This is a genomic window from Candidatus Neomarinimicrobiota bacterium (assembly GCA_012964825.1).
Lineage (GTDB): Bacteria > Fidelibacterota > Marinisomatia > Marinisomatales > S15-B10 > UBA2125.
Genome location: DTTI01000069.1, coordinates 1 through 24,915 on the forward strand (window position 1 = coordinate 1; position 24,915 = coordinate 24,915).

Below are 24,915 nucleotides of genomic sequence, written 5' to 3' on the forward strand. Positions count from 1 at the left end.
GTGGCACTCATATAACAACTAAGGGCGATTTCGAAAATCAATAAATTATTGGCCTGATCTGAATAGGTAGGACCGCCGCCTACTCAGAAAAATTCACCCCATATCATATAGATGTGGGTGCTTCTTTCATCCCAAAAACAATAAAGCCCCCGTGAGGAGGCTTTATTGTTTTTGTGCCGGGTTTACTAGCCGGTACTCAAGTCAGGTAAGTATTCCCTAATGTATGTTTTTCTGTATTCAAGAATATCCGCAACTCGATCCATCCATTCCTTCTGAGTGCCCTCACCGTGTGCATTCTCAAAAATCTCTCGAGAAAAAATGCCGACCCGATTCTCATAATCCGCCCAGGAATCAAAAGGGACAGTCATATGGATAAGATGGGTCTTCCCACCTGAAAATCGATTGAAGTGACCGAAACGAGCTTTGCTGCCGGCTTTCTTGTGGGCTTCAACTAATTGAGTCCTCAATTCTGCCCATTCACCCAACTTGGCCGGGTGAACCAAATACTGCGTTACCTCAGAATACCTTGTGGATTCTGTATTCCCGGAACCGTTATAGGAATGGCTTTTCATCTCTACCCATAAAGAAGTTCCCTCATCCTTGCTCATATCGACGTAAGGAATAACATTTTTTTGCCAATAGTCCATTTCCGCTTTGCGTAGCGGATACTTATCTCTATCGGCAAACGTGCGGGGGGTGAACCTTATTACCGCATCTTGATCCTTACCTGTAATGACTCGGAATGAGAACATGGGATAGTTCTCCTTCCCCACATTGTATTTTTTCGTCTTTTTGGCCATGGCGTCTTCCATCTGCTGACCCTGCATCGGCTTCGGATGCCATATGCGATATTGATAGACAACCCTACTATCCTGACCCAGCGATAATGACAGACAGAAGCTGAAGAAAACAATCGCACCTGTGAACTTTTTCATCTTGTTCCCCTTTACTTTTTTTGGTTTATTAGCGAGATTTAGTTATTTATCGGCTTAATGAACTTTAAAGTATATCTATCACTCTCTCCTATCAATTTGAGTTGTCTCTGTTTTGATTTAATTGATTTCTTATCTAAACCTTCCTCAGATAAAGTTGGGAGTAAATTCCAAACTCCAATAGGATAATCTTTGGTATCCTTAGGGTTTGCATTTACCTGCGAAGAAGCTACATAAACAAAACCAACAGCTTCCGCATCTTTAATCATACAAGGTTCACAACTATAGCCTTTTTCATCTATAGTTGAATTACTTCGATGATCGGTGATTCCTAAAACCCCTCCCGGTTTAAGAGTTTTATAAATTGAACGAAGTTTTTCAAATTCAGAGTTTCCAATCCAATTATGATAATTCCGAAAAGTTAATACCATATCTGCTGATTCTTCCTCTCCGTAAACAGAGCCCGTCATAGGTACCATGATTGCATTACCATATAAGTCTTTATTTGAAGTTAGTTTTTCTTTTTCTTTCTGGTATCTTACTCTAGTACGTTCATTTTCAGAGTTTTCATCATATGTTGCACTAATGTATTGACCTTTATTTTTTAAAAAGGGTGCTAATATTTCTTGATACCAGCCTCCTCCTGGATAAATTTCTACAACAGTCATCGTATTCTTAATTCCAAAAAACTTAAGTGTTTCTAAGGGGTCTCTATACTGGTCCCTGGCCTTATTTTCTTTAGATCTATGCTTGCCCTCAATAATTTCCTCTAAAGTTTGGCTATAAGAAAATTCAAAGCTTGTAATAATCAGCATACAAAAAAGGGTTATACTTTTTATATAATCAATTTTCATTTGTTTCTTCCTTAATGTGAAATATTATGTTAGTGAACTCACTTCAGTCTATGAAGACTGAATAAATCAATATAATGTGAGTGATGAATATATCAAAGACCTACCCCCCAGCAATTAACGGGGTATAGGGGTGCAAACAGGTTGAAATTGAAGTGTGTCCATACAAAACGTGTCCATAAAGCGACATTATATGACCTTCTTTGACTTTATTTGACCTAGCTGCAACCAGATAACAGGAAAGTCAACTCTCGACAGTATATAAAGAAAAAACCCCTCATTAAGAGGGGCTAATCTGGTGTGTGCCCGACAGGAATCGAACCTGTGACCAACGGCTTAAAAGGCCGCTGCTCTACCGGCTGAGCTACGGGCACAAATATAGAGAAAGGGGTGAAAATGCTGCTGACGAATCGTTAGAAACCGCTTTCTCGCGGGCCAAATTTCCCCTCCATTCATGCACAACGCAAGGGGTTTGTCAGGAGAGCCTAAGAGCCGAGTTTTACGGTCAGGGAATTGACATTTTCGCCATCCCCATCTTTCAGTTCCACCAGCATGGTGTTCAGGACTGTATCGATGGTGATAAGACCGAAATTACTGTCCGGGTAGGTGGCGCCCAGGCGAAGGGGACCGTCCTCTTCCACAGGAAATGTATCAGCATTCAAGGGGCTAGAGGTGATCTCGTATATTTTGTTCCCGGCTGGCGTGGTCAATTGGTACAGCCCGCCCCTGTGGCGGTCACCGGTGAGAAAAAGCATATTGTCCACGCTGTACTGATCCAGGAGAGACACAAACCTGTCCACTTCGTGGGGTAACATTCTCCAGCACTCCCAGCCATGGCCGGCGGCAAGGAACTGTATGGAGGATACGATAAGTCGATAATCGGCTGGTGCCTGTAGCTTGTCCTGCAGCCAGAGCCACTGAGCAGAACCAAGTATGGATCGGGTCGTGTCGTTTGAGGCAAGGTACCGTTCCTTTCCGGCTGCCCCTTCTTCATCAGTGTGATCCAGCGGTCCCCGGAAATATCGGGTGTCCAGGTAAAGAAGCTGTACTGTTTTCCCGCCCAGATCCAGCCGCTGTTCCCTGTATAGACCGGGCCGAGTCCGCCGGACGTCATCTTCCGGGATCTCCCAGAAATCGAAGAACATTTTTTCCGTCTCCTCCTTGTGGGAATAATCTATGCCGCCGTCATTAATGCCATAGTCGTGATCATCCCAGATCGCTTCCACGGGAAAGTCGGGACTCATAGCTGCGAAATTCTCTTTCTGTTTGGCGTAGGCACTCTCCATCCTGCTAAGCTCACCGCTGGGAGTATCTCCGTAAACGTTATCGCCGATCATGAGAAACATATCCGGTGCCGCAGCCTTTACTTCATCAAAAATGGCCATGGACTTGTCCTGGTCCAAGCAGGAGCCAAAACCGATCTTTACCGATGTGCGGTCACCCAGGTGATCATAAGAGCGAGGAGAGAAAATTGCCTCCGTCTCTAAAGTCTGATGGCCGGAATCCTGTTTTCCAACGTTGCCACAACCGATAGTAAAAAGAACGGAAAAAATGGCAAGCTCTGTTTTAAAAAAATGTGGTGTCATTGTTCTCTCAAATTTACAAAGAGTACTCGAGAGCACCCTTAAAACTTCAGCTATTCCGCATCAAAAATAATGTTGCGGCCCGTCTAAGCAAGGTCCCTTCGATTATATAGAAAAATCTGTCCGCTGAATTCGCTGCGTGAAAACTAACGGAGAAGCAGCATCTTCCGAGTCTGAGTGAACTCTTCAGCATCAAAACGCAAAATATAAACGCCTGAGCTAACCCTCAGACCGAACGTGTCAGTCCCGCTCCAGCGGACAGTGTGAGAACCTGCCACCATCACAACATCTGAAAGCACTGTGATGTGCCTCCCCAGTAAGTCATAGATGTTGAGAGTGACGTGGCTTTGCTCCGGAAGGTCATAGCTGATGATCGTCTCAGGGTTGAACGGGTTGGGATGGTTTGGGTGTAGGGCAAACACCCTGGGCAGTGCTACATTGTCATCGGTGGCCAGGGGCGGACCCTCGCCCTCCAGGTAAATGGTGTACTCCACAATTTCATCGTCCAAGGAAACGCTCCTCGCCACAAGCTGTTCTTCATATCCGTCCCCGTTGGCATAAACATCGTAGGTTCCATTAGGGACCCACATCCGGAATTTGCCGTTTGGTTCCACTCCGGCGTTCTGCCCCCACTGATTTACTCCGTCCCAAGCCCATACCCAGACGTGGTGGACAGGCTTTTCCGTCTTCTCAGAGAAAATTCGCCCCTTAAAACCAGACTTTGTTTTGTAAACATTGAAGTTCCTATCGGACGATCCGGAGAGGACATCCTGATACCAGTTCTTTTCAACGTAACTGCTGTCCGGCAACCGCCACGTTTCCAACCAAACATTATAACCCCTGTGATCATCAGCCTCACTCGCCACGGAAAGAGTATAAAGGCCACTCTCATCTGTCCGTGTTTGCGTCCATCCGATGTGGGTGTCCCCCCTCACCTCAACGTCCGGCAGGGGTAATCCATCCAAGGTGACCGTGCCGGTGATGGTGGCGTCTGTGCTGACAGCACTTAGATTGAGTGACACCGTTTCACCTGAAGCGACTGTGATGAGGGTGTCTCTGGGTGCCAGATAATCGGGCATAAGGTCCCACGCCTCCAGGCGGATCCACCAGTTACCGACAATAAGTCCCACCTTGAATGCGCCCGTGGCATCCGTCTTTGTCTCAATCCAGTTCCATGGTGGGAGATCAGAATTGGCATAAATCTTCACTTCGGCGATGGGGTCACCGTTCTCATCTAACGCCTTCCCCTCCACAAACGAATTGGCGTACACATAATGGAAATTGACACCGGCTGTTCCCGAGGTCACGTTCCAATGCTCTTCCAAGTGGAACAGGTCATCATCATGCAATTCCCATTCATGGGCATAAACGTGGTAACCGCCATGAGCGTCCACTTTGCTGGCCACGGCGATAGAATAAGTGCCGTCGGAATTAGTTGTGGCCTGGGACCACCCCTGTCTACTCCGGGCCTCTACACCAATGCCCACCACCGGCGACCCATCCAGAAATACCGCGCCAGAAATAGATGCATCAGCGGTTAACAGAATAATATCTTTTGTAACTGTGGACGCCACAGAAACAGAAACTTTTATCCAATCAGGATTAAGGTGCGTACCCCGCAGTTCCCAGCCGTCCACATTGATGCGCCACCTCCCGGGAGCAACGCCAAGTTTGTAATATCCTGTAGTGTCTGTTCTTGTTTCACTGAAGCCTCTCTGCTCGCCGTCACGCTCCGCCCAGACACGGAGATCAAAAAAGGAAGCTCCTGTGTCATCGATCACCTTCCCTTCAATAAAGGCGTTAGGTGAACTGAGGTTAAAGTCTAACCCGGAAGTACCGGAGGTGACATTGTGATAAGACTCCTCGATGATACTGCCGGACGGAATGGACCATTCATGCACCCAGAGATGATAACCGCCTTCGTCATCAGCTACTGAGGAGACTGAGGCTGAGAACGCACCAGTCGAATCGGAGACGGCTTCAGCCCACCCCAGTTCACTGCTGGCACCGATGAACACATGGTCCATTGGCTCACCATCGAAATAGACCATCCCCGTGATGGCGGCATCCGTGGCGTATACAGTAAAACTGTGTGTGGTGGTGCCATCTGTCACATTCACCTCCTCACCTTGAGGAACAAGATAATCCGGCATCATTTGGCCGGCGTCAACATCTAGCCACCACCGGCCTGCAATGACACCGAGCTTAAAACTACCGTCAGAGCCCGTGATCTCGTTTACATGATTCCCAGTCTGATGCTGGTTTGCATAAACAGAAACACCCACGATGGGAGTGCCGGCATTATCTGTCACAGTCCCTTCAATGAATGATGTTGCAGCAACAAGTTCAATTTTAAGGTCGGCAGTACCGGATTTAATTCCTTCATACCGTTCCTTGCGGAATGCCGTCTCGCTGAGATCGTGGGTGTTGACCCACAGATTGTAACCACCCGTGGCGTCGGCCTCGCTAGCCACCTGTAGCGTGAATGTGCCGTCTGAAGCCGTTTCAGTCCGAGTCCAGCCAGTTTTCCCTTCGGCAGATACTCCTACCTTTGAAAGTAGTGTTCCATCCAAAAGCACCATCCCTGAAATGGTGGCATCAGATGCGTAGGCAGTAAAGTCCACTGTGGTAGCAGTGTCGTCTTCTACAGTAACTTCTTTTTCCTTGGGCCTGAGATAGGTCGGGATGAGATCATTTTCATTGAGCCTCAACTTCACTTTACCGGCTTCCACCGTCATCTCATAAGACCCGTCGGTACCCGTCTTCGTCCAAGTGCCGCCCTCTCCTTCAAAATCTGCAGAAACCTCTACATCTGAGATGGGATTTCCGTCATCATCTGACACTGTCCCTCTCAGTGTGGCTGATGTGCTGAAAAAAGAAACCCTTCCGGGAAGTCCTTTGTCAGTAAAACGCTTTTTGGCTGCATATACCACTGCCCGGGATTTGTCCCACTGGGTTTTTCGTGACAGCTCCTCCAAGACGCGGTCATTCTCTATTCGTCGAAGATCACTGTTGCGCCTCATGGCCTGAAGCTGGTCATCTTGCCCGGAACCGAATGCTTTACCGGGAAGCAAACTCGCTGTAAAGATCGCAAAAAGTAATATCTGTTTTATCACAGGTGTTACCAAACCACTCAAAAGGAATTTAAGCACCTAAGCTCAAAGATCAAGATTTCTATACTTTTATCTCCTTCCAGTCACCTTTCAGAATTTTCCAGGTGATAGTGACTGCATAGAGAAACAGGTAGAGGGCAAATGCCAACCACGGCCCGACAATACCATAATCAAAAACAATACCCAGCAGGTAGCAGCCGGGGAGGAAAATACCCCAAGATAAGCTGAGATCGATGATGGCAGGAAACACCGTGTTCCCGGCACCGGAGAGACCAAACCAGAGTGTCAGCCCCACCGCATCAAAGAATTGCACAACACCCAAGATCCGTAGGGGTAAGAGACCCATCTCGATCACTGCCCTCTCATTCGTAAAGATTGATAGTATAGGCCGTGGAAACAGCAGGAAAAGTATTCCCATAGTTCCCATAAAGACCACAGACCACCGGACGGACTCCAGCATGCTTATGGCTGCCCTTTCTGGATCTTCTTCTCCCAACGCTTTACCCACCAAGGTTGCACAGGCAACGCCGAAACCAACGGCAGGAAGAAACGACGCCATGGCAAGGGTAAAGACAACTTGCGTTGCTGCCACTTCCAGTGTTCCGATTATTCCAATAATCTTGAAAAACAGCACATAGACCACCATGACACCCACTTCCTGAAAACCCTGGGGTGCAGCGATCTCCACCTCTTTCTTCAGTATCTCACGATTGAAACCACCTTTAAAAGCACCGTAGTTTCTCCTGAACTCTTGGGTAAAACCGCGAATGGTGTAGTGAATGATCATCCAAACAGCTGCACACAACGTAGCAATGGCGGCCCCCTCCACACCCAAGGCAGGGAAATCGAATGGCGACCAGAGAACGCTAAGGAATGATAAGTCTCCCATGGGCGAAGCGGCCAGCATCTCCGTTAGCCGGGCATTCCCGAAAATCAAACCTGCATCGAGATAAATGTTCAGCAGATTAGATACAATGGTCACTTCCATGTGGATCCTCGTCCGTTCCACTCCGTTGTAGAACCCCTGGAACGCATAACCGATGGTAATGCAGGCCGCTCCCACGAATGACCACTGTGTGTAGGCAATGGCTAGGGGGATAACTGCCGGGTCATCAATGAGAAACCGGATGGCAGTTCCAGCCAACTTATATCCCACCACGGCTAAAACAACACCGACCATGCCTGCCAGCACCAGTCCGGTATTCAGGGCAAGTCCGCAATCGCTGAACCTTTTTTGACCGTACCGCCGAGCCGTCACCGTTTGCACTCCCGTCCGGAAAGAAATACCAATGCTCAGAATTGTCCAGATGAGTACAGCACCCAGCCCCACTGCCGCCAAAGCTTTGGTACCTAGGCGCCCCACCATGGCCACATCCACCACATTCATGAGAACACGGCTGAGGTTACCGAGAATAACAGGGAAAGCTAAGACTAGAACCCGTCGGAAAATCGCCTTATCAGTGGGGAGGATAAGTAGCCGAAGCTTAGCTATCATTTGGCGGATGATTGCATCATTCGCCAGACGAAATAGCCGACGCCCAGGGCCAATCCCGCAAGAAAGATCACCCAAGAGAATACTTCAGGAGGAGTGGAGCCATCATTGCTCAAAAAGCTATATAAAATAAGCGATGCCGCTCCAGTCTCAACCAGCCAGTCCGTAATCGATACAACTGTGGCTTTCTCCTTCTCTTCCCGCATCAGGAGCCAGTAGCCGCAGAACACAAGTCCCACACTGACCAGGACAGGAGCCAGGATAGGGGCCATCCACGGCTGTGGCACTAGAAAGAGAAGGTCCCAGTCCAATAACGATGTGGGCCAATTGTGGAAGGTAGCTAGCCAGACATAATAAAGTATATCCCATATGCCGAAAGCAATGATAAAGGACCCAAACCTGCCCATGGGCCTCTGTCCCGCCAAGAAACCAACGGAGAGGAGAAGCACCAAAGTGGCCACTTCCCGTGCTGTCTCAATAAAATAAATTTCCTGAGGTATGTAAAAAAGATTAATGTTGCTCCCTTCTACCTGAAGGAGCTTTCTCAGATAGATGACGACGGCTGCCTCCACCAGAGCGAACGCCGCCGCAAAGAGCGTCAGCCAGAAGAATTTCCGTCGCGCCGATATGTTACGCTTCACCTATCCCCCGTTTGGTGCCACCGTACCCCACCATAAGAAACACGCCCAAGAGCACAATAAAACCGCTCACCAAAAGATGGTAGGTGGGTACCGTTCCGAAAATGATCCACGCCAGAAGGGCCGTCAGTGGAGGCTGGGTACAAGTGATGATGGCTACTTGGGACGGCCGTATCCGCTCCAGGAGCCAGTACCACAAAAAGTACGCCAGTCCTGAAGCAAAGACTCCTATGTAAACGATAGAGAGCCAGACGGTGGCGTTCGTTTGAGAATAGTCGGCAGTCATCACCGGGATGAGCCCAAACGGCAAATAGAGGAACAGACCAAACGTAAGGACAACGAATGTGGTTTCAAGGGAACCGTACCGCTCCACGATAGGCTTCCCCAGAGCAGTATATAGGGCCCACGACAGCACGGCTACAATGATTAACATATCGCCCAGAACCGTCCCTTTATTGAAAGAGATCAGTTCTCCGGCAAAAAGGACCGCCACCCCTATCATTGCGAGTCCGATTCCAGCCCACTTCCACCATCGCAATTTTTCCACTCTAAGCCAGACCGTTAGGAGCAACACCCACGCCGGCGTGGTAGCATACATGAGGGCGGGATGAGATGCAGGTGTGTAATGAATACCTATGAGGAATGTCATCTGATTTACAGGAACCGCCAGAAACGCCAGTGTCACAAACCGCCACCGGTCCACCGGATGTAGTGTAATTTTCTTCCCCGTCATTTTCATGAGCAGAAACAGCGTTGCACTTCCAATGACAAATCGGTAAAAAGCTACCACCCAGGGAGAAAGCTTCATGACCGCTTCCTTCGCGGCAATGTGTGTGAGTGAAAAGAAAAGTGAAACAGCGAAGATCGCCAGAAAAATAGTTGCTTTATTGTCCTTTGTTTTCACTTCGCTTCAGTTTGGGAAAAAACTGTCCGGTTTCCTCCAAGTATTTTTGGTAGTCATCACCAAATTTTCTAAGCATGCTCTCTTCTTCATTTATAATAGCCCACACCCAGAAAAGACTGACGGGAATCACTGAAAATAACACAAACCAGGACCGGGATAAAAGTACAACAATACCTGTTCCGCTCCAGATAAAGGCGCCGTAGAAAGGGTGGCGGGTCCAGGCGTAAGGGCCTGTTGTAATCAGCTCCTTACCCTGTATGGAAGGAGGCAGATGTTTCAGGCTCCAGAGAAGGGTGGCGAAAAAATCGACAGCGAAAAAGACTAATAGAAACCACCACATCCCATCCGGCATCACAATCAGGGGGAGAGACAATATCTGACCGATCCACACAGTAACGAACCAGACGAAAAAGGTGATGGTCAGACCTATCTGGCCTGAACCGGAAAGTATTTTATATTGTGAGATGGTCCACTCTTTTAGATACACATGACTGAAAGAGGGTGGAATTTAATGCTTGAGCTTTGAATCAGGTGCAATATAGACAAGGAATCCTCTGGACGCTCGGGAGAAGAGGAGGCCGTATCCATCCACTATATTCCCTTCAGGGAGGAGAAACTGGTTCTGCGCCACTGGGTCACCACTGTAGTAGTTGTAATAAGCTTCGTCTGTAGCAGAAAGTGTAATGAGATGCATACCGTAATAGTTGAAAAAAAGCCAACTCATGGGAACCGGAGATTCGACCACCTGCCACATAAATGGATTAATACGGTAGGGATCACCGTTTTCCAGACGCAGGTAGTCCTCTTTCCAGATGCGGTAAAGAAAAGTTGTGTCATAGATAAGATTGACAAAGGTGGAGTCGCGGACACCGTTCCTATTGTAATCAAAAAACTCGTTGCCGTTGTTATCACTGTATGGTTCCAGACCCCGTTCCTCAGCCTGCAGAGCTAAGGAAGATATCAGCACTGTATTATAATTTTCGGAGTTGAAATTCAAGAAGAAAAGAGGAAAAGAAGCAAAACTGCCAACGTAACACCTCTCATCCTTGTAAATTGCCGTTGAGATCTTCGTAATGTCAATTTTCGAAAACACTTCTTCAAAACTATCCGCCTGCCGGAGCCAGGTAATATCAAAGTTGTCCGTATTGACAACGTCCACCACCCTTTCCTCTCCGTCGCAGATGTATGTCTCGCCCATTGGGCTGAAAAATTCAATCTTCTCAGGAACCGTTGTTTCACCGTACACAGTATATTTTCCCCAGTTCACTTCCAGCCTGTAGGTCTTGCCCGGCTCAAAGATCACCGAAGGTCTGGGCAGGTAACGTCCCGGGGAGCCGGGAACAGAAAAGAGGGTGTCCCTATCAGTTGATCCCATGTTCTGTATCGTAACCAATGCGTCGCTCACAAAAAGTGACTTAGGATCCTTATCTTCGGCGATATCCGCTGAAAGGGAAACGGTACAGGTGTCACCCAGTACACCCATGGGGAACCCGGCCGTCAAACTGGCGTACACCACCAGTTTTTCATCATAAACCGCAGGATCTTCCTCGATACAGCCAAAAAAGAGTAAGATTGGGAAAATTAACCGTCCCTTTTTCATATCAAAAATCAATTGAAATACCAATGGTTGGGATGAGCGGGAAAACAGAAATCTCATTCCGTGTCACCTTACCTTCATCCGGTTCGTCCACATTGGGTTCCCCGGGGTCTGGTGTTCCATTCCCATTTGTATCGTGACTTTTCACATCCCAGTCGCCATCATCATCCAGTCCGTTGAAAGCACTGCCGGAGTTGTAGGTATAACGAAAAATGTTCTGCCTGTCGTAGGCGTTGATGACCTGAAAGTAGAGATCCACCTTTTCAAAACGTTTCGACTGAATATGGCGCACCACCGAAAAATCAAGCCTGTGGAAAGGAGGGTAACGACCAGAGTTTCTGTCACCCGGTATGGTTCTGAATTTGATGGTTCCTGCTCCAGACACGCCGTAGTCCAGATCTTCTAAGAAATATCCCAGGATAGGGGTAAACGCCTGACCACTTTGGTATGTCCATTTCCAGTTGAGGTCCCACTTCTTATTGATATTATAGTTTCCAATGACATTGAAAACGTGACGCCGGTCCCAGTTTGTGAAATAGGTCATATTGTCAAGGGTCTTCCTAGAAATAGAATAGGTATAGGCAAGCCATCCATTTAACCTACCCGTCGTTTTCTGAGTAAAAACTTCCAGACCATACGCACTCCCATCAGAGGGCGCGAAATTATCCGACACTTGTTCATCGGAAAGCTGTTCATCGGTAGAGGCCCTAGTCTCAACAAACGTCAGCATATTCTGAAGATTCTTGTAATAGCCTTCCACCTGAATCTTATAGCTGCTGCCAATGTATTCCTCGTAACCGAGAACAAGCTGCTGGGAAGCACCTGCTCCAACGGTAGAGTCGATGGCTACCCAGAAGTCGAGAATTGTGGGGTTGTAATCATCCTGAACGGTTTGAATGAATTGATGATAATTGCCAATAGCAAAATTGATGTAGCGGTCATCCGTCAGTAGGTACTTAACTCCGAGCCTGAGATCAGGAAAAAACATGTCGGCTTGATCAGTGTATGTGTTCAGCCTAACGCCCGGTTCAAAGATAAATTTCTCTCCAAGTGGCAGCTTTGTTTTGAGATAAAGTCCCATCTCATAGGGAGACCGGACAATCCTGAAAAGGGTGGTGTCACCGAACGAACTAACGTAATCGAAACCGAGTCTTTTTGCCTGGAACCCGAACTTCCAGACAAGGCTTTTGCTCTGGAAATAGGAGAAGTTTGCAGAAACTGTCTGATCATCGATAACATTATCGTTGATGAGCCCTGATTCACCGCCCAGGCCGAACAGAGTTTTGAACTGACTGGTGGCCAAAAGAAAGTTCCCGATAAGCAGATCACTGAACAGTTTTCGGTAGGCCAGGCTGAATGTCTGGTTACCCCATTGGGCGTTGAAGCCGAGATCATCAAAATAAAAATCATCCAGGCCACCATAAAAACTAATGCTGATCCTGTCTCTTGTTGAAAGATCCGAAAAAACGTGACCTTGAAGATCGTAAAAATAATAAGGCACCTTTGTGGTGGTTAAGTTGAGATCATTGGCCAACTCAAGTGCTTTGTCTATGTAGGTTCGGCGCATGGCCAAAAGCCATGCACCTTTGTAAAACGGCCCTTCCATGGTGGTCTGTGCTGCCAGCAAAGAAACATTGGCACTTGCGTCAAATTTCTTACGGTTTCCCTCTCTGCTGGTAACGTTCAGTACGGCAGAAAGCCTGCCGCCGTACTCAGCATTGTAGCCCCCTTTGATAAGTTCAGCTTCTTTAACGGCGTCCACAATAAAGTTGGAAAAAACACCGCCCAAGTGAGACGGGTTGTAAACAGTAATGCCATCCAGGAGGATAAGATTCTGGTCCGTGTTACCGCCCCGAATAATGAGGCCGGTACTGAATTCGGAAGAGGTGAGCACACCCGGCAACGCTTGGATGACTCTGAAGATATCAGGTTCTGCCAGTGCGGGGTAGGCCTTTATTTGGCGGGGGTTCAGGTTAACTTTGCCAGGCTGGATATTGATCTTCCGCTGAATCTTCTCCCCTTCCACAATCACTTCTTCGGACTCAAGAACAATGGGAGGCAATGCGATGTTTCTGTTTACAACTCCATCCTCCTTGAAGGTGAATTTTTCACGGTATTCCTCATAGCCGAGATAACTGACGACAAAAGTGTAGTCGCCGAGAGAAATTCCGTCAAGGACATAGTAACCGTTCCGGTCTGTGGCCATCCCCTGGCCCGTTTCCATGAGAAAAACATTAGCTCCCACAAGTAATTCACCCGTTTCTTCATCGGTGATAAATCCGTTGATGCGGACGGACTGAGCCCAAGACAAGGAGGAGAGAAAAAAAACAGCTAATACAATCCGATGCTTCACAGGTTTCACGCCTCGACCCTTTCCTGATCGGGAGCGTTCCCATTGACTCCGCTTGATGGGGAACCACCCGTACCGATCAGATCAAGAACAGCATCCCGTGTTTGTTTGGCCACGTCGTATCTGTCATCGTACGTTTTCCCCTCCACAGAGAACGGTTTCCCAATGATGACCCTGAGAGGATTCTTCCAGGTCCCCGTAATGAGCAGATTGTCAATATTGGCCTCTGAGTTAATCGCAATAGGAACAACTTCCATGCCTGTTCCTATAGCCAGGACGGCGCCACCGGGCCTGAACGGTCTTATCCCTCCATCCTTGAAATAGGTTCCTTCCGGAAAAATCACTACAGATCTTGGGCGGTGTTTCAGTTTTTCCGCTGCCCTCATCATAGTGTATTGAGCACCTGTCGGGTTAGAGCGATCAACAAAGATGTGCCCTTTCAGCGCCCCATACCAACCGGCGAAGGGAACTTTGCTGAACTCTCCTTTCGCTACAAAAACAATGTCCCGCTTCAGGGCCATATAGAGAAGTGCTATGTCCGCTTCATGGGTATGATTGCTCATAAAAACATACTTTTCCCCAGGAATTAGGTTTTCCTTCCCTTCCAACCTGTATCGAATGCCCCCCATAAGAAAGACCCATTTGGACCAGAGCCAGGTAAGAAACCAGGGACGTCGGTTGCGAAAGAGGACGCTCAAGAGTATATCAAGAGGTGCAAGAAAAATAAAAGCCACGGCCATATTCATCCCGACCCAAGAAATCCTCAGAAAACCAATTATACTACGCACACCTGCTCAGCCAATAGGACAGTTTTCTTGTATAATCACTTTATGCTCTAAAGAAAGGAATCACGAAGACGAGAAGAGTATGGTGGCGCTTACTTTTCGGCTGGTTCTGGCTTATCCGCAGAAAGGAAATCAAGAATATCTTCGCCATGAGTGGTCACAGAAACTTTGTCGTAAATCTTCGTGATCTTCCCCTCTTGATCAATAATGAATGTTTTCCGTGCTGCCCACCGTCCTTTGTCAACCCCGTACAGTTTCCCTGCTTTGTGCTCGCTATCACTTAAAAGTATGAACGGGAGGTTGTACTTATCGCGAAATTTTTTCTGGGACTCAACAGTATCATAACTGATGCCAAAAACTGTGATCCTCTGCTCCTTGAATCGATTGAAATGATCCCGCAAACTGCAGGCTTCTTTCGTTCACCCTGGGGTATCAGCCTTGGGAAAGAAATAGACGACCACGCGCTCCCCACGATAATCAGACAGCCTCCGCTGTTTTCCATCGTGGTCAGGCAGAACGAAGTCGGGTGCTAAATCACCTTCTTTCGGACCGTTCACATTGTCACCAACACACAGGCCGAGAGTCAACATTAGGATAGTTCCGTTTCTCAACATTTTATTTGTGATAAAATAGTGTTCAATTTATGGAGCATTACTCTTTAATCAGCCAGTAAATAGCTCAGGGACTTTTGGTCAAAATGGGTTGGCTCTACACCAAACATCTCGAAAATGTCCTTGGAAACGCAGGTGTTCCCTTCCATAAGCATCGTTATCTGATCCCGCGTGATTGGAAAGAAGGAAAATCTGTCCATTAGGACGGCTACAGATTTTACCCCCAGAGCTGGTGCCGGAACTGTCCACTTGTTTTTGCCCAATGCTTTTCCAATAGTCTTAATAATTGCCTTCCAATCAAGGTTTTCAGGACCACCCAGTTCATAGATCTGACCGATGGTCTCTTTCCTGCCTAGAGATTGAACGAAGATGGAGGAAACGTCTTTTACATGGACAGGAGACATTTCGAACTTGCCGGCATCATTGGGCATAAGACCGGAATAAAAAAGAGGCGCCGGCAGGGGCAACCGAATAAGCTGATCACGTAACTGAGTGCAGAATTCGGGACGGTCTTGGCCTCTAGGGTCACCAAAAATGAGTGACGGACGAAAAATGGTATAGTCCAGACCTGTGGTTTTCAAATACTCCTCGGCAAGATATTTGGTTCGCTGATACTCTGTTCCATCAGCCTTAACTCCATTGGCACTCATAAGAATAAATCGCTTACTCCCTAACTCTTCAGCGACAGCCATACAGGTCTTGGCTCCACGGAAGTGAAGGTCCTCGTAGGTAATACCTTTTCCAGGAAATTGGCGAATAATACCAATGCAGTAGATCACAGCATCAGAACCTGAAATCACTGAATGAACGACATCCCGATCATTAATATCGCCACTGATGATTTCACATTCGTCATTTCTAGAGATTTTTCGCTCACTACCCGCCCTCACCAGGAGTCTGGGTTGGTGCCCGTTGTCCAGCAGTTCATCTAAGATGTAACTGCCTACAAATCCGGTTCCACCAAAGAGTGCTACATTCATTATCTAATCCTTTTCTTCTTCCAACTTACCAAAAGTTTCTTCAAGCTTTTTCTTACGACAGTTGAAAATGTCCTCCAACTGCTTACGGACCATAAGCCAGTGCATAAATTGCCCCAGCTGGCCTAGGGGTATGGCGTAGGTGACAGTGTCCGTCATGAGCGTCTCTATTGAGAGGGGAAAGTATAGTGACAAATTGTTCATGCTAAACATAATTTTCTCGATTTCTAGTCTGGTCAATTAGAGTGTATGTTTTCAAAATGGTCATTTGACGGGCCAAACTGTTCAACTAACTTTCGCCAATTCAAGTTAAGGAGTGAGACTATGAGATATTTAAAAACAGCCTCGGCAGCCTTATTCATTCTCCTATTTTATCAGAGCAATGTATTTGGATCATCAAAGAGTTCCAGTGAACTGAAGAATCTCGCCGTGGATTATGTTGAAACAGACGCCAAAATGATTCAACAAATGGTGGATATGATCTTCAGTTTTGGAGAGCTGGGGTTTCAGGAAATAGAGACCTCCAAATACCTCGTGAATATTTTGAAGAAGAACGGGTTTAAGGTTCAAGAGGGAATCTCAGGGATGCCCACTGCATGGATGGCCGAATGGGGTTCAGGGAAACCTGTAATCGCTCTTGGTTCCGATATTGATGGCATTCCGAAAGCGTCTCAAAAACCCGGCGTGGGATACCACGACCCCCTCATCGAAGGCGCCCCCGGTCACGGCGAGGGGCATAACTCAGGACAGGCTGTTATTGTGGCAGCGGCCTTGGCTGTGAAAAAAATCATGAAAAAAGAAAAAATGAAAGGAACAATCCGGATTTGGCCCGGTGTAGCCGAGGAACAACTGGGCTCTAAAGCTTACTTTGTTCGGGACGGATTTTTCAAAGATGTGGATGTCTGCATCTTCACACATGTGAGCCGTAATCTGTCTACCTCCTACGGCGCGGGAGGCGGGAACGGTCTTGTTTCAGTGGAATATACTTTCAAGGGGCAGACAGCTCACTCCGCCGGTTCTCCCTGGCGGGGCAGAAGTGCCCTTGATGCTGTGGAACTAATGAATATCGGATGGAACTTCAGAAGAGAACATCTTCGTCCCAGCTATCGCGTCCATTACGTCATCACTGACGGCGGCGATCAACCCAATGTGGTCCCGCGGAATGCTTCCGTCTGGTACTACCTTCGGGAAATCGATTACAAGCATATCATGGATCTTTTCGATATGTCAAACGAAATTGCCAAGGGAGCGGCTCTTATGAGCAACACAGAACTCGTCTCAACACGTATTCTGGGCAGTGCTTGGCCGCGGCACTTCAGCAAACCCGTTGCCATGGTCATGAACGATAATATCAAGGAGGTTGGTCTGCCAGAATGGAGTGATGCTGACCAAACGTTAGCAAAAGCTGTTCAGATAGAGGCCGGCAATGAAGAACCCGAGGGGCTCGCTACTGAGCTTGACACGCTGAGAGAGCCACTTCCGGAGCGGTATAACAAAGGTGGCGGTTCAGATGACATTGGTGATATCAGCTGGACAATACCTACGGTAACTCTCCGTTTTCCATCCAACATTCCCGGTCTGCCCGGTCATAACTGGCTTAACTCTATCGCCATGGCGACACCCATCGCTCATAAAGGCGCAGTAGCCGGTGCGAAAGTGGTGGCCATGACACTGGTGGACCTCTTCACCGACCCTTCCATCGTTACTGACGCAAAGAAGTATTATGAGGAAGAACAGGCATCCAAGATGGAATACAAACCCATGATCAGGGATGAGGACACCCCAGCCATTGATCTAAATAGAAAAATCATGGCGACGTACCGGGATGAAATGCGGAAGTATTACTACAATCCTAAGAAGTATGATACTTATCTCGAACAGCTGGGGATAAAATATCCGACGGTAAAGTAGTAGCTAAAGCAGACTTTCGACCACTTTGGCCATCTTTACATCACGCTCGGTAACACCGCCGGAGTCGTGGCTTGTAAAGGTAATCTCCACACGGCACCACCCAATCTCTAGATCGGGATGGTGATTGTGTTCTTCTGCCTTTTCAGCAAGACGATTTACAAAAGTGATACCATCCATGTAAGCTTCAAAAGTGCACTTTTTCACAAGAGAATTATCGCCAAATGACCAGCCGGGAAGTTCCTGAAGGGCTCTGTCAATCTTCTTCTGCTCCAATCTACCCATATCGGTTCACACTCCTTTTACGCTATGCGTTCCCGGTTGCCTGATCAACCTTTTCCATCTCTGGCTCCAAGTCAACACCGAGGCCGTCAGCGATCCTGTTAATATAGTTAAAATAACTGATCACCTGTGCAGCATCGCTGATAGCTGACTGGCTGAATCCTTTCTGCCGTAAATGTTCCACATCAGTCTGGGTCATCTTGTCGGGGGACTGGGTCAATTTTTCCGCCCATTGGCACAAGGCACGATCAGCTTCATCAAGCTCTGCCGACTTCCAGTCCCGTTTCAGCTGATCTGCCAGTTCATCATTCCCGACTTCAACACGGAAGTCTTCAACATGGGCCTCCACTCAGTAGAAACAGTCATTCATCCAAGAGACTACCGCGGCCAGCATTTCTCGCTGTGCACGGGAAAGTTCCGATTCACCAAACATAATAGCCAGATACATCCGCATTGAGGCCTGAAGAGCTTGCGGGCTCCGGCTCATAATCTTCAAAATATTGTAGACCCTTCCACTCCGGCGGATACCTTTTTCATATTCAGCTTGAACAAGGCCTGCGGCATCTTCTGGTTTTACGAGGTCAATATAAGCCATTCTAGAATTCCTGTTTTTTTCTAAATGTCTTACCCACTGCGAAATTTATGTAAGCTATGCATCATGTCGCAACTAAGAGTAAGACCAAACAGTTGTAACGCTGAATGACCCAGTGTAACTTTGAAAAAAGAAGTTATTTTTGGGAAAGGAGCCTTGTGATGTCTGAGAAAGAAAACAATCTTGTAAAAACGGGTGACCAGGTTGACCTGAGTAAATATGTGGATGGCGAAGGAGGTATTTTCAGTGTGCGCCAACTGGAAAACATCAGAGGCTGGAACAATATCCAGTACGGTGCCGGACTTTCAGAAAAAAATGTAAACTCCAAGAAACTTTCCATGAACATAGCTACAATCCCGGCCGGCGGGGTGGCCCTGGCCCACATCCATGAGGACTTCGAAGTGATGATCTACCTATTGCAAGGGAGTGTCCGTCACGAATACGGTCCGGGATGCAAGAAATCGGTTATTCATGAGGCCGGAGACATGATATTCATCGAACCGGGGATTCCCCACGAGGTGTTTAACGTAAGCGATACAACCGAGGTGAAGGCGGTGGTTGCCCGATCCGACGCTTCAGAATGGGAAAATATCGTCCCCTACGATCGGAACACTGAGGACTAAGATTTAAGTCCTAATCTTAGGCGACTCTTCAACCTCCAGAGACTGAGTCGTTTCATAATCTTTAGTGCTTCTTCTTTTTCATTTTATTGATAATCACTTTTTTCTGCTTTTTTCCATCTTCATTATCTTCATCAATCCATATTTCCATTTCCCCAGAACCACCTTCAAATTTTCCGTGACCTGTGGTAATAACATGTACTTCGCCTTCCTCTGTAACCCACTTAATCCCCTCACCTGTTTCTTCAAAGTTGGAGGCATCCACAGGCTTTCCGTTTACCGTTACATTGAGGATGGTATCACCATCAGTCACTTCCTTTTCAACTCTTACATCCATGGTTTTTCCAAAAGAAGCTGAAGTGTGGTCTCCATCATGTGCACCAATAAAAATGTGCTCATCATCATCTTCCAAGTGCATATTACTGAAAAGAATCAACCCTGCAGCCACAACGGCCAGGGCCAGATATTTCCAGAGCATATCCAGTTTCTCTTTTGTCGTCATAGTCTTTCTCCCTTTTGAGTCAATTTAAAAGATAGAAACATCACATCAGTTTTTTTTAGCATGCCATTCTTCTAGAACCTCAAGTTCCCGCTCAGCAGAGATCCCAGCTTTCAATTTCGCTGTTCTCTCGGCAGGTTGAGATTTATACCATTCTAAAGTGTCAAATGCTGTAACTGCAAGGGGCCGGTAAGTGAGTCCCGCTGCCAGCGGTTTGGAAAGATCAAATCTCTGAAAGCCCAGACGGTCGCCTTCTGCGGGCATCCAGCAGGGAAATTCACGATAAGGACGAAGTTTCCTCTCCAATAGAAAATCCGTTTCAACCCAGGTGAATGATACATCGACATTAGTAACTGCTCGGCATCCGTAGAGGAATTCGGCAAAAGAGAGGGGTGACTGAGGTCCGAGAGCGTTGTAACTCCCCGTATTTTCATTCTCTATAAGATGGATATACCACTCTGCCAAATCTCTGACATCTATAAACATAACACCGTTTTCAGGGTCCCCTGGTGCCAGTACCTCACCTCCCCTGTCGATTCGCACAGGCCAGTAAGTGAAACGGTCTGTGTTATCTCCGGGGCCTACTATGAGACCCGGCCGAACGATGAGGGTACGATCGCCAAACGCTTTTCGGGCTTCACGCTCACATAAAACCTTATCCTGGCCGTAGCCGAGACTGCGACGCTCATCTACTGCACTTGGATCAGGATCGTACTGAGGGCTGGTTTCGTCCATACCTATCTCTGAAAAATCTGCGTAGGTAGAACGGGTAGATGTAAAGAGGTAACGACCCACAGAATTTTTCAATAATTGGGCTGAATCTCGGACCCACCAAGGTCGGATTGCTGAATTATCGATCACTACATCCCATGTGCGACCCTTGAGTGATTCAATATCATTCTCTCTATCCCCTTTCAGCTTTTCAACCTCAGGAAAAAGGTGAGTATTTGTTTTCCCACGGTTAAAAAGGGTAATAACATGACCACGGGCCTGTGCGCTTTTCACCATATGAGGTCCGATAAATCCGGTACCCCCCAGGATGAGAATAGACATGCGTTTCCCAGCTCCGTAGTTAACAGTGTTTGTCTTCCCTTTAGACAGGTTAAACCCTAAAGCTGTTGTTGCAACGGTTGCTGCCTTTAGAAATTCCCTTCTGGATTTTTTCATCTCTTACCTATCATTTTATTAGAAAATATATGAACTGGTTCAATAAAGCTAGGTTGACAAGCCTTTCAATTTATTTTTGGCGGCTGATTAAAACCGCCACATACTTTTTCAAGCAGTTCCGCGAATTTTATTGTCGTCCGGTCCTCAAGATAGGGACCTACAATCTGTATACCAATAGGCAACCCATCTTCAGATAGTCCAATGGGTGCAACTGTGGCAGGAAGCTGAGCGTTGATGGCCAGTCCTGCCCACACCATCAGATCAAAATAAGGCCTTGGCTCGCCATTCACTATCAGTTTCCTCTGGAAAAAGTCGGGACTGTGATCGTGTTCAAACGCGGAGGTAACCGTTGTGGGACATAAGAGCACATCATAGTCGTGGAACAACTCGTGCCACTTCGCCCGGACACGGTGTCGCCGCTCATCGGCTGACAGCCAATCCTTGTGAGGAATCATTGACCCTCGGGCATGTCGAACAGGCAGAGAGTCATCTTCCGGAGTACTTCCTTCAACAAGTTTTTTCATTCCTGCAATTACATTCGGAGGGAAGCCTGTGGCGATGACAGGAGGAACGAGATTCCAGAAGATGCGGTCATTAATCTCAAGAGTTATGTTGGGGTGAGTCTCCTCAATTTTTACACCATGTTTCGCCAGTTCATCCACCACCCCCTGAATAACATCTGCAATGGCTCTCTCCACAGAACAGTATGAATCATTTAGCCAGACGGCCACACGAAAATCATTCAGCGTCTCATGTCTCGATGGCGGCAGTTCCATTTTCCACGCCACACCGTCCATCATTTTTGGTGCTACCAGTAATGAAAGAGCAAGTTCAAGGTCCTCTGGTGAACGGGCCAATGGGCCCGCAACGGAGAGGGTGTCACCATCATTCACACACCCGGGTGGTGGCGGGATGTGCCCCCGCATAGAGATGATGCCGTAGCTTGGTTTATGGCCGTATACTCCGCAAAAATGGGCCGGCGTTCGGATGGAGCCACCAATGTCGCTGCCAATTTCTAACGGTGTCATTCCAGCCGCCAGCGCTGCCGCGGCGCCTCCCGAGGATCCGCCGGGTGTTCTGGTAATGTCCCACGGATTATTTGTAGTCCCATAAACATCGTTAAAGGTTTGGAAATCGCCCGACAGCAGTGGGACATTTGTCTTCCCGAATACAATAGCTCCTGCATCCACGAGGCGCTGAACGGCGTCAGCGTTCCTCACTGGGAAGTGATCCTTCCATTTAGGAGATCCGCCGGTAGAGGCTATCCCTTCTACCTCAAAGGAATCTTTAACGGTCATGGGGAGACCATGTAGAGGGCCCCACGATTCACCCTGGGTGAGCGCTTCGTCAGCAGCCTTGGCTCGCTCCGTGGCCTGTTCGGCATCAGTTACCACAACTGCGTTGATCTCTTGATTACTCGCCTCGATTTTTCGAAGATGAATTTCAAGCAGCTCCAGAGCGGATATCTCCTTCTTCTGTATTTTCTCAAGCAAGCCAGTGGCGGTTTGATACAGATCGATGTTCAATAGATCATCTCTCCATGGTGAGATCTCTGGCCAACCGGGCGTTATAATCAAATCCTTCGGCCTTCCCCTGCTGGCGGCCCACGAAAAAGAGAGCGCTCCCCACAGCCAGCCATAAGATTGTCCAAACAAAGACTGTCTTCAATATGGACACCATGAATATGAGCATGACGGCCGCTGAGAAAAGTCCAATGCCGATAACAATCAAAGGTGACGGCTTGAATTGAGCCGACTCATAGAGTGGCCGGTTGACTTTCGGCAGCATCATGAGTGCCACCCCTTGAAGAAAATAGATGATGAAAATTCCGATGAGCCCCGTGTTTAAAAGAAATTGTGCTGATTGCGTCCATATAAGAACGATACAGATGACAGCACTGATGATTAGGCTAACGTAGGGTGTTCGCCATTTAGGATGGACCGCCGAGAAAAAACTGGGCATGAGACGATCTTCACTAAAGACAAAGAATATCCGTGATGGGACAAGAATCGAACCGTTAATACTGGTCAAAAAAGCACTCATGGCTCCGAGAGCCACTATGCCGGCGCCCCAGGGTGGAAGATACACAGCCGCTGCATCGGCCATGGCAGACTGGGATTGAGCCAATACTTCGGCGGGAAGAACCCCAAACGCCACAAAAGACATGAGAAAAAAGATGACCACTGACGCAAGAACACCTCTCACAAATATGACGGGTAACGTCCGTGTGGCGTCCTTGGTTTCTCCTGCCGTCTGGGCCAGCGTCTCAAAGCCGGCATAGCTGAAAAAGAGCACAGGCATTGCCGACAGTAAGCCACCCCACCCTTTGGGCAGAATCGGGTCGTAATAGTTGAGGTCAACGGCTGCCAATCCCGGTACCACAAGCAGCACAATGCTGATCATGAGAACAATCAGCATGCCAATCTGAACCCTGCCGTAATATTTGATCCCAAAAATGTTGATTCCATAAAAAACTAGCAGCACGATCACCGCCCAAAAACGTGGATCCTGTCCCGGGATAAAGAAATTCATATATTCACCGAAACTGGTAGACATGAAAGAAATGGCTCCAACAAACGCCACCAGCTTCATCCACATAGCCACGAAACCGATGTAATAATTCCCGAACGTTCTGGAAATATGTAAATATGCACCGCCGGGGCGATTGCCAAGAGGTGTTGAAGAAAAAACACTGTACGCAAGAGCTGTGGCGAGAACAATGGGAGCAAACAGGAGATAGGCAAAGGGAACTGAACTCCCCGCCACAGCACCTGCCTCCCCCGTCACACGAAAGATGCCAGCGCCCACCAAAATACCAACAATGGTGGCGTAGCCGGAGAGAGAACCGAGATCACGACGGAGGGTTGAGTCACTCATAGGGAAAGTAAGTGTCGAAACTACCTTCCCGTCAGCCGAAAGTCAAGACAGGGAGACAGATTGGAGCGGAAAGATCACATATCTAATTTATGCTTATCATGCTCAGGCATCCTGGCAATCTATTATTAAGGAGTCAGCGGATATGAAAGTTCTCATCATCAACCGTCAGCAGGTAAAAGAGCTGTTGCCCATGCGGGCTTGTATGGACGTACTGGCGAACACATTTCGGGCTTATGCCCGCGGAGAGGCTGTCCAGCCCCTTAGAACCATGATGAAGGTGCCTAGCAGCGGCGGAATCCTGGCCCCCATGCCAGGGTATGATGGTGCCTCGAAAGCACTGGCTGTTAAGCTTATCACTGTTTTTCACAATGAAGGCGAGAGCAAGTTTGATTCCCATCAAGGTTTGGTGATTCTTTTCTCTGCCAAATACGGCAATCCGCTGGCCATTATGGACGCCATAGAGATCACAGCCATCCGGACAGCTGCCGCCAGCGGTGTTGCCACGGAATCGCTGGCCAGGGAAGAAGCAGCTATACTGGCTATTCTGGGCTCCGGTGTACAGGCCCGGTCTCATTTCACCGCCATGATGGAAGCAAGACCCATTCAGTCTGTCCGAATTTGGAGTCGAACACAAAAACATGCTGAGAAACTTGCTGAAGAACTATCAGATCAACCCTCAGTGAAAATCACTGTTGCAGAAAACGCTCAGAAAGCTGTGACTGGCGCACATATCGTTTGCACAGTCACTTCTGCTATTGAGCCGATCTTGGAAGGGTCCTGGCTTTCTCCGGGTATCCACATCAACGCAGTGGGCTCAAGCATGGCAAAGAGACGAGAGCTCGATAGTGAGGCGGTGATCAATTCAAAGCTCTATGTGGACAGTCGTGAATCGGCTACCAATGAGGCTGGCGACTTTCTCATTCCTCTTTCTGAAGGGACAGTTTCTCATGATCATATCCTGGGAGAAATAGGAGAAGTTCTGGAAGGGACTGCTGACGGACGGCAGTCAGCGGATGAAATCACCCTGTTTAAATCACTGGGAATGGCTGTGGAAGATGTAGCGGCGGCACAATATATCTACAGTCAGGCACAGGAAAAAGAGGCCGGCGTTTGGGTCGATATGTGAAGGCCTAAAAC

The 24,915-nt window shown here is 47.9% G+C and carries 23 protein-coding genes, 1 tRNA gene and 1 pseudogene; 3 read left to right on the plus strand and 22 right to left on the minus strand.

Features of this window, described 5'->3' with window-relative positions; genetic code table 11:
* Positions 1-185: 185 nt before the first annotated feature.
* The 15 genes and pseudogenes from EYO21_06500 to EYO21_06570 form a co-directional block, all read right to left on the minus strand.
* A complete protein-coding gene (locus EYO21_06500; GenBank protein ID HIB03456.1) occupies positions 186-935 on the minus strand; it encodes a hypothetical protein in 750 nt (249 codons plus the stop codon).
* 38 nt (positions 936-973) lie between these two features.
* Entirely contained in the window at positions 974-1,786 is an 813-nt protein-coding gene (locus tag EYO21_06505; GenBank protein HIB03457.1) for a methyltransferase, read from the minus strand.
* A 298-nt stretch (positions 1,787-2,084) separates the two neighbouring features.
* Positions 2,085-2,157, minus strand: a tRNA-Lys gene (locus EYO21_06510).
* A 111-nt stretch (positions 2,158-2,268) separates the two neighbouring features.
* Positions 2,269-3,369 (minus strand): alkaline phosphatase family protein, encoded by a 1,101-nt coding sequence (locus EYO21_06515; protein HIB03458.1) that lies wholly within the window; start codon positions 3,367-3,369, stop codon positions 2,269-2,271.
* A gap of 143 nt (positions 3,370-3,512) precedes the next feature.
* The gene (locus EYO21_06520; GenBank protein HIB03459.1) at positions 3,513-6,518 is read right to left on the minus strand and encodes a T9SS type A sorting domain-containing protein; all 3,006 of its coding nucleotides are present in this window, start codon (positions 6,516-6,518) and stop codon (positions 3,513-3,515) included.
* A 22-nt stretch (positions 6,519-6,540) separates the two neighbouring features.
* Positions 6,541-7,974, minus strand: a complete 1,434-nt coding sequence (locus EYO21_06525) for an MATE family efflux transporter (GenBank protein HIB03460.1) — start codon at positions 7,972-7,974, stop codon at positions 6,541-6,543.
* Positions 7,971-8,612, minus strand: coding sequence for a hypothetical protein (locus EYO21_06530; protein HIB03461.1), 642 nt, complete (start codon positions 8,610-8,612; stop codon positions 7,971-7,973). The genes EYO21_06525 and EYO21_06530 overlap by 4 nt, the downstream gene beginning before the upstream one ends.
* Positions 8,602-9,513, minus strand: coding sequence for a DMT family transporter (locus EYO21_06535; protein HIB03462.1), 912 nt, complete (start codon positions 9,511-9,513; stop codon positions 8,602-8,604). The genes EYO21_06530 and EYO21_06535 overlap by 11 nt, the downstream gene beginning before the upstream one ends.
* Positions 9,494-10,000: an isoprenylcysteine carboxylmethyltransferase family protein gene (locus EYO21_06540; protein ID HIB03463.1), complete on the minus strand. Its 507-nt coding sequence runs from the start codon at positions 9,998-10,000 to the stop codon at positions 9,494-9,496. Before EYO21_06540 ends, EYO21_06535 begins: the two co-directional genes overlap by 20 nt.
* A 21-nt stretch (positions 10,001-10,021) precedes the next feature.
* Positions 10,022-11,170, minus strand: coding sequence for a DUF4249 family protein (locus EYO21_06545; GenBank protein HIB03464.1), 1,149 nt, complete (start codon positions 11,168-11,170; stop codon positions 10,022-10,024).
* Positions 11,115-13,472 (minus strand): TonB-dependent receptor, encoded by a 2,358-nt coding sequence (locus tag EYO21_06550; GenBank protein HIB03465.1) that lies wholly within the window; start codon positions 13,470-13,472, stop codon positions 11,115-11,117. Before EYO21_06550 ends, EYO21_06545 begins: the two co-directional genes overlap by 56 nt.
* Positions 13,469-14,248, minus strand: a complete 780-nt coding sequence (locus EYO21_06555; protein HIB03466.1) for a 1-acyl-sn-glycerol-3-phosphate acyltransferase — start codon at positions 14,246-14,248, stop codon at positions 13,469-13,471. The genes EYO21_06550 and EYO21_06555 overlap by 4 nt, the downstream gene beginning before the upstream one ends.
* Positions 14,249-14,337: 89 nt before the next feature.
* Positions 14,338-14,835 (minus strand): peroxiredoxin, encoded by a 498-nt coding sequence (locus EYO21_06560; protein ID HIB03467.1) that lies wholly within the window; start codon positions 14,833-14,835, stop codon positions 14,338-14,340.
* A gap of 68 nt (positions 14,836-14,903) precedes the next feature.
* Complete coding sequence (locus EYO21_06565; GenBank protein ID HIB03468.1) at positions 14,904-15,836, minus strand: NAD-dependent epimerase/dehydratase family protein; 933 nt, start codon at positions 15,834-15,836, stop codon at positions 14,904-14,906.
* A 3-nt stretch (positions 15,837-15,839) separates the two neighbouring features.
* Positions 15,840-15,992, minus strand: a pseudogene (locus EYO21_06570) (cell division inhibitor).
* Between the two features lie 165 nt (positions 15,993-16,157).
* On the opposite strand from EYO21_06570, the gene EYO21_06575 reads away from it, so the two are divergent.
* On the plus strand, positions 16,158-17,744 hold the full coding sequence (locus EYO21_06575; protein ID HIB03469.1) for an amidohydrolase: 1,587 nt from the start codon (positions 16,158-16,160) through the stop codon (positions 17,742-17,744).
* 3 nt (positions 17,745-17,747) lie between these two features.
* On the opposite strand, the gene EYO21_06580 is transcribed toward EYO21_06575, so the two are convergent.
* From EYO21_06580 to EYO21_06590, 3 genes are read right to left on the minus strand one after another with little or no spacing between them, the layout of a single operon-like run.
* Complete coding sequence (locus EYO21_06580; GenBank protein HIB03470.1) at positions 17,748-18,026, minus strand: 4a-hydroxytetrahydrobiopterin dehydratase; 279 nt, start codon at positions 18,024-18,026, stop codon at positions 17,748-17,750.
* Positions 18,027-18,048: 22 nt separating this feature from the next.
* A complete protein-coding gene (locus EYO21_06585; protein ID HIB03471.1) occupies positions 18,049-18,312 on the minus strand; it encodes a peroxidase in 264 nt (87 codons plus the stop codon).
* Between the two features lie 60 nt (positions 18,313-18,372).
* Positions 18,373-18,618: a hypothetical protein gene (locus EYO21_06590; GenBank protein HIB03472.1), complete on the minus strand. Its 246-nt coding sequence runs from the start codon at positions 18,616-18,618 to the stop codon at positions 18,373-18,375.
* A gap of 104 nt (positions 18,619-18,722) precedes the next feature.
* On the opposite strand from EYO21_06590, the gene EYO21_06595 reads away from it, so the two are divergent.
* A complete protein-coding gene (locus EYO21_06595; protein HIB03473.1) occupies positions 18,723-19,238 on the plus strand; it encodes a cupin domain-containing protein in 516 nt (171 codons plus the stop codon).
* A gap of 61 nt (positions 19,239-19,299) precedes the next feature.
* Here EYO21_06595 and EYO21_06600 read toward each other — a convergent pair whose 3' ends face one another.
* The 4 genes from EYO21_06600 to EYO21_06615 all read right to left on the minus strand — a co-directional run bounded on the left by EYO21_06600 (position 19,300) and on the right by EYO21_06615 (position 23,778).
* Complete coding sequence (locus EYO21_06600; GenBank protein ID HIB03474.1) at positions 19,300-19,737, minus strand: hypothetical protein; 438 nt, start codon at positions 19,735-19,737, stop codon at positions 19,300-19,302.
* A gap of 45 nt (positions 19,738-19,782) precedes the next feature.
* Complete coding sequence (locus EYO21_06605; GenBank protein ID HIB03475.1) at positions 19,783-20,901, minus strand: NAD-dependent epimerase/dehydratase family protein; 1,119 nt, start codon at positions 20,899-20,901, stop codon at positions 19,783-19,785.
* Between the two features lie 65 nt (positions 20,902-20,966).
* Positions 20,967-22,427 (minus strand): amidase, encoded by a 1,461-nt coding sequence (locus tag EYO21_06610; protein HIB03476.1) that lies wholly within the window; start codon positions 22,425-22,427, stop codon positions 20,967-20,969.
* Between the two features lie 4 nt (positions 22,428-22,431).
* A complete protein-coding gene (locus EYO21_06615) occupies positions 22,432-23,778 on the minus strand; it encodes an amino acid permease (GenBank protein ID HIB03477.1) in 1,347 nt (448 codons plus the stop codon).
* Between the two features lie 142 nt (positions 23,779-23,920).
* Between EYO21_06615 and EYO21_06620 the strand changes: the two genes are divergently transcribed.
* Positions 23,921-24,904, plus strand: a complete 984-nt coding sequence (locus EYO21_06620; protein HIB03478.1) for an ornithine cyclodeaminase family protein — start codon at positions 23,921-23,923, stop codon at positions 24,902-24,904.
* Positions 24,905-24,915: the final 11 nt, after the last annotated feature.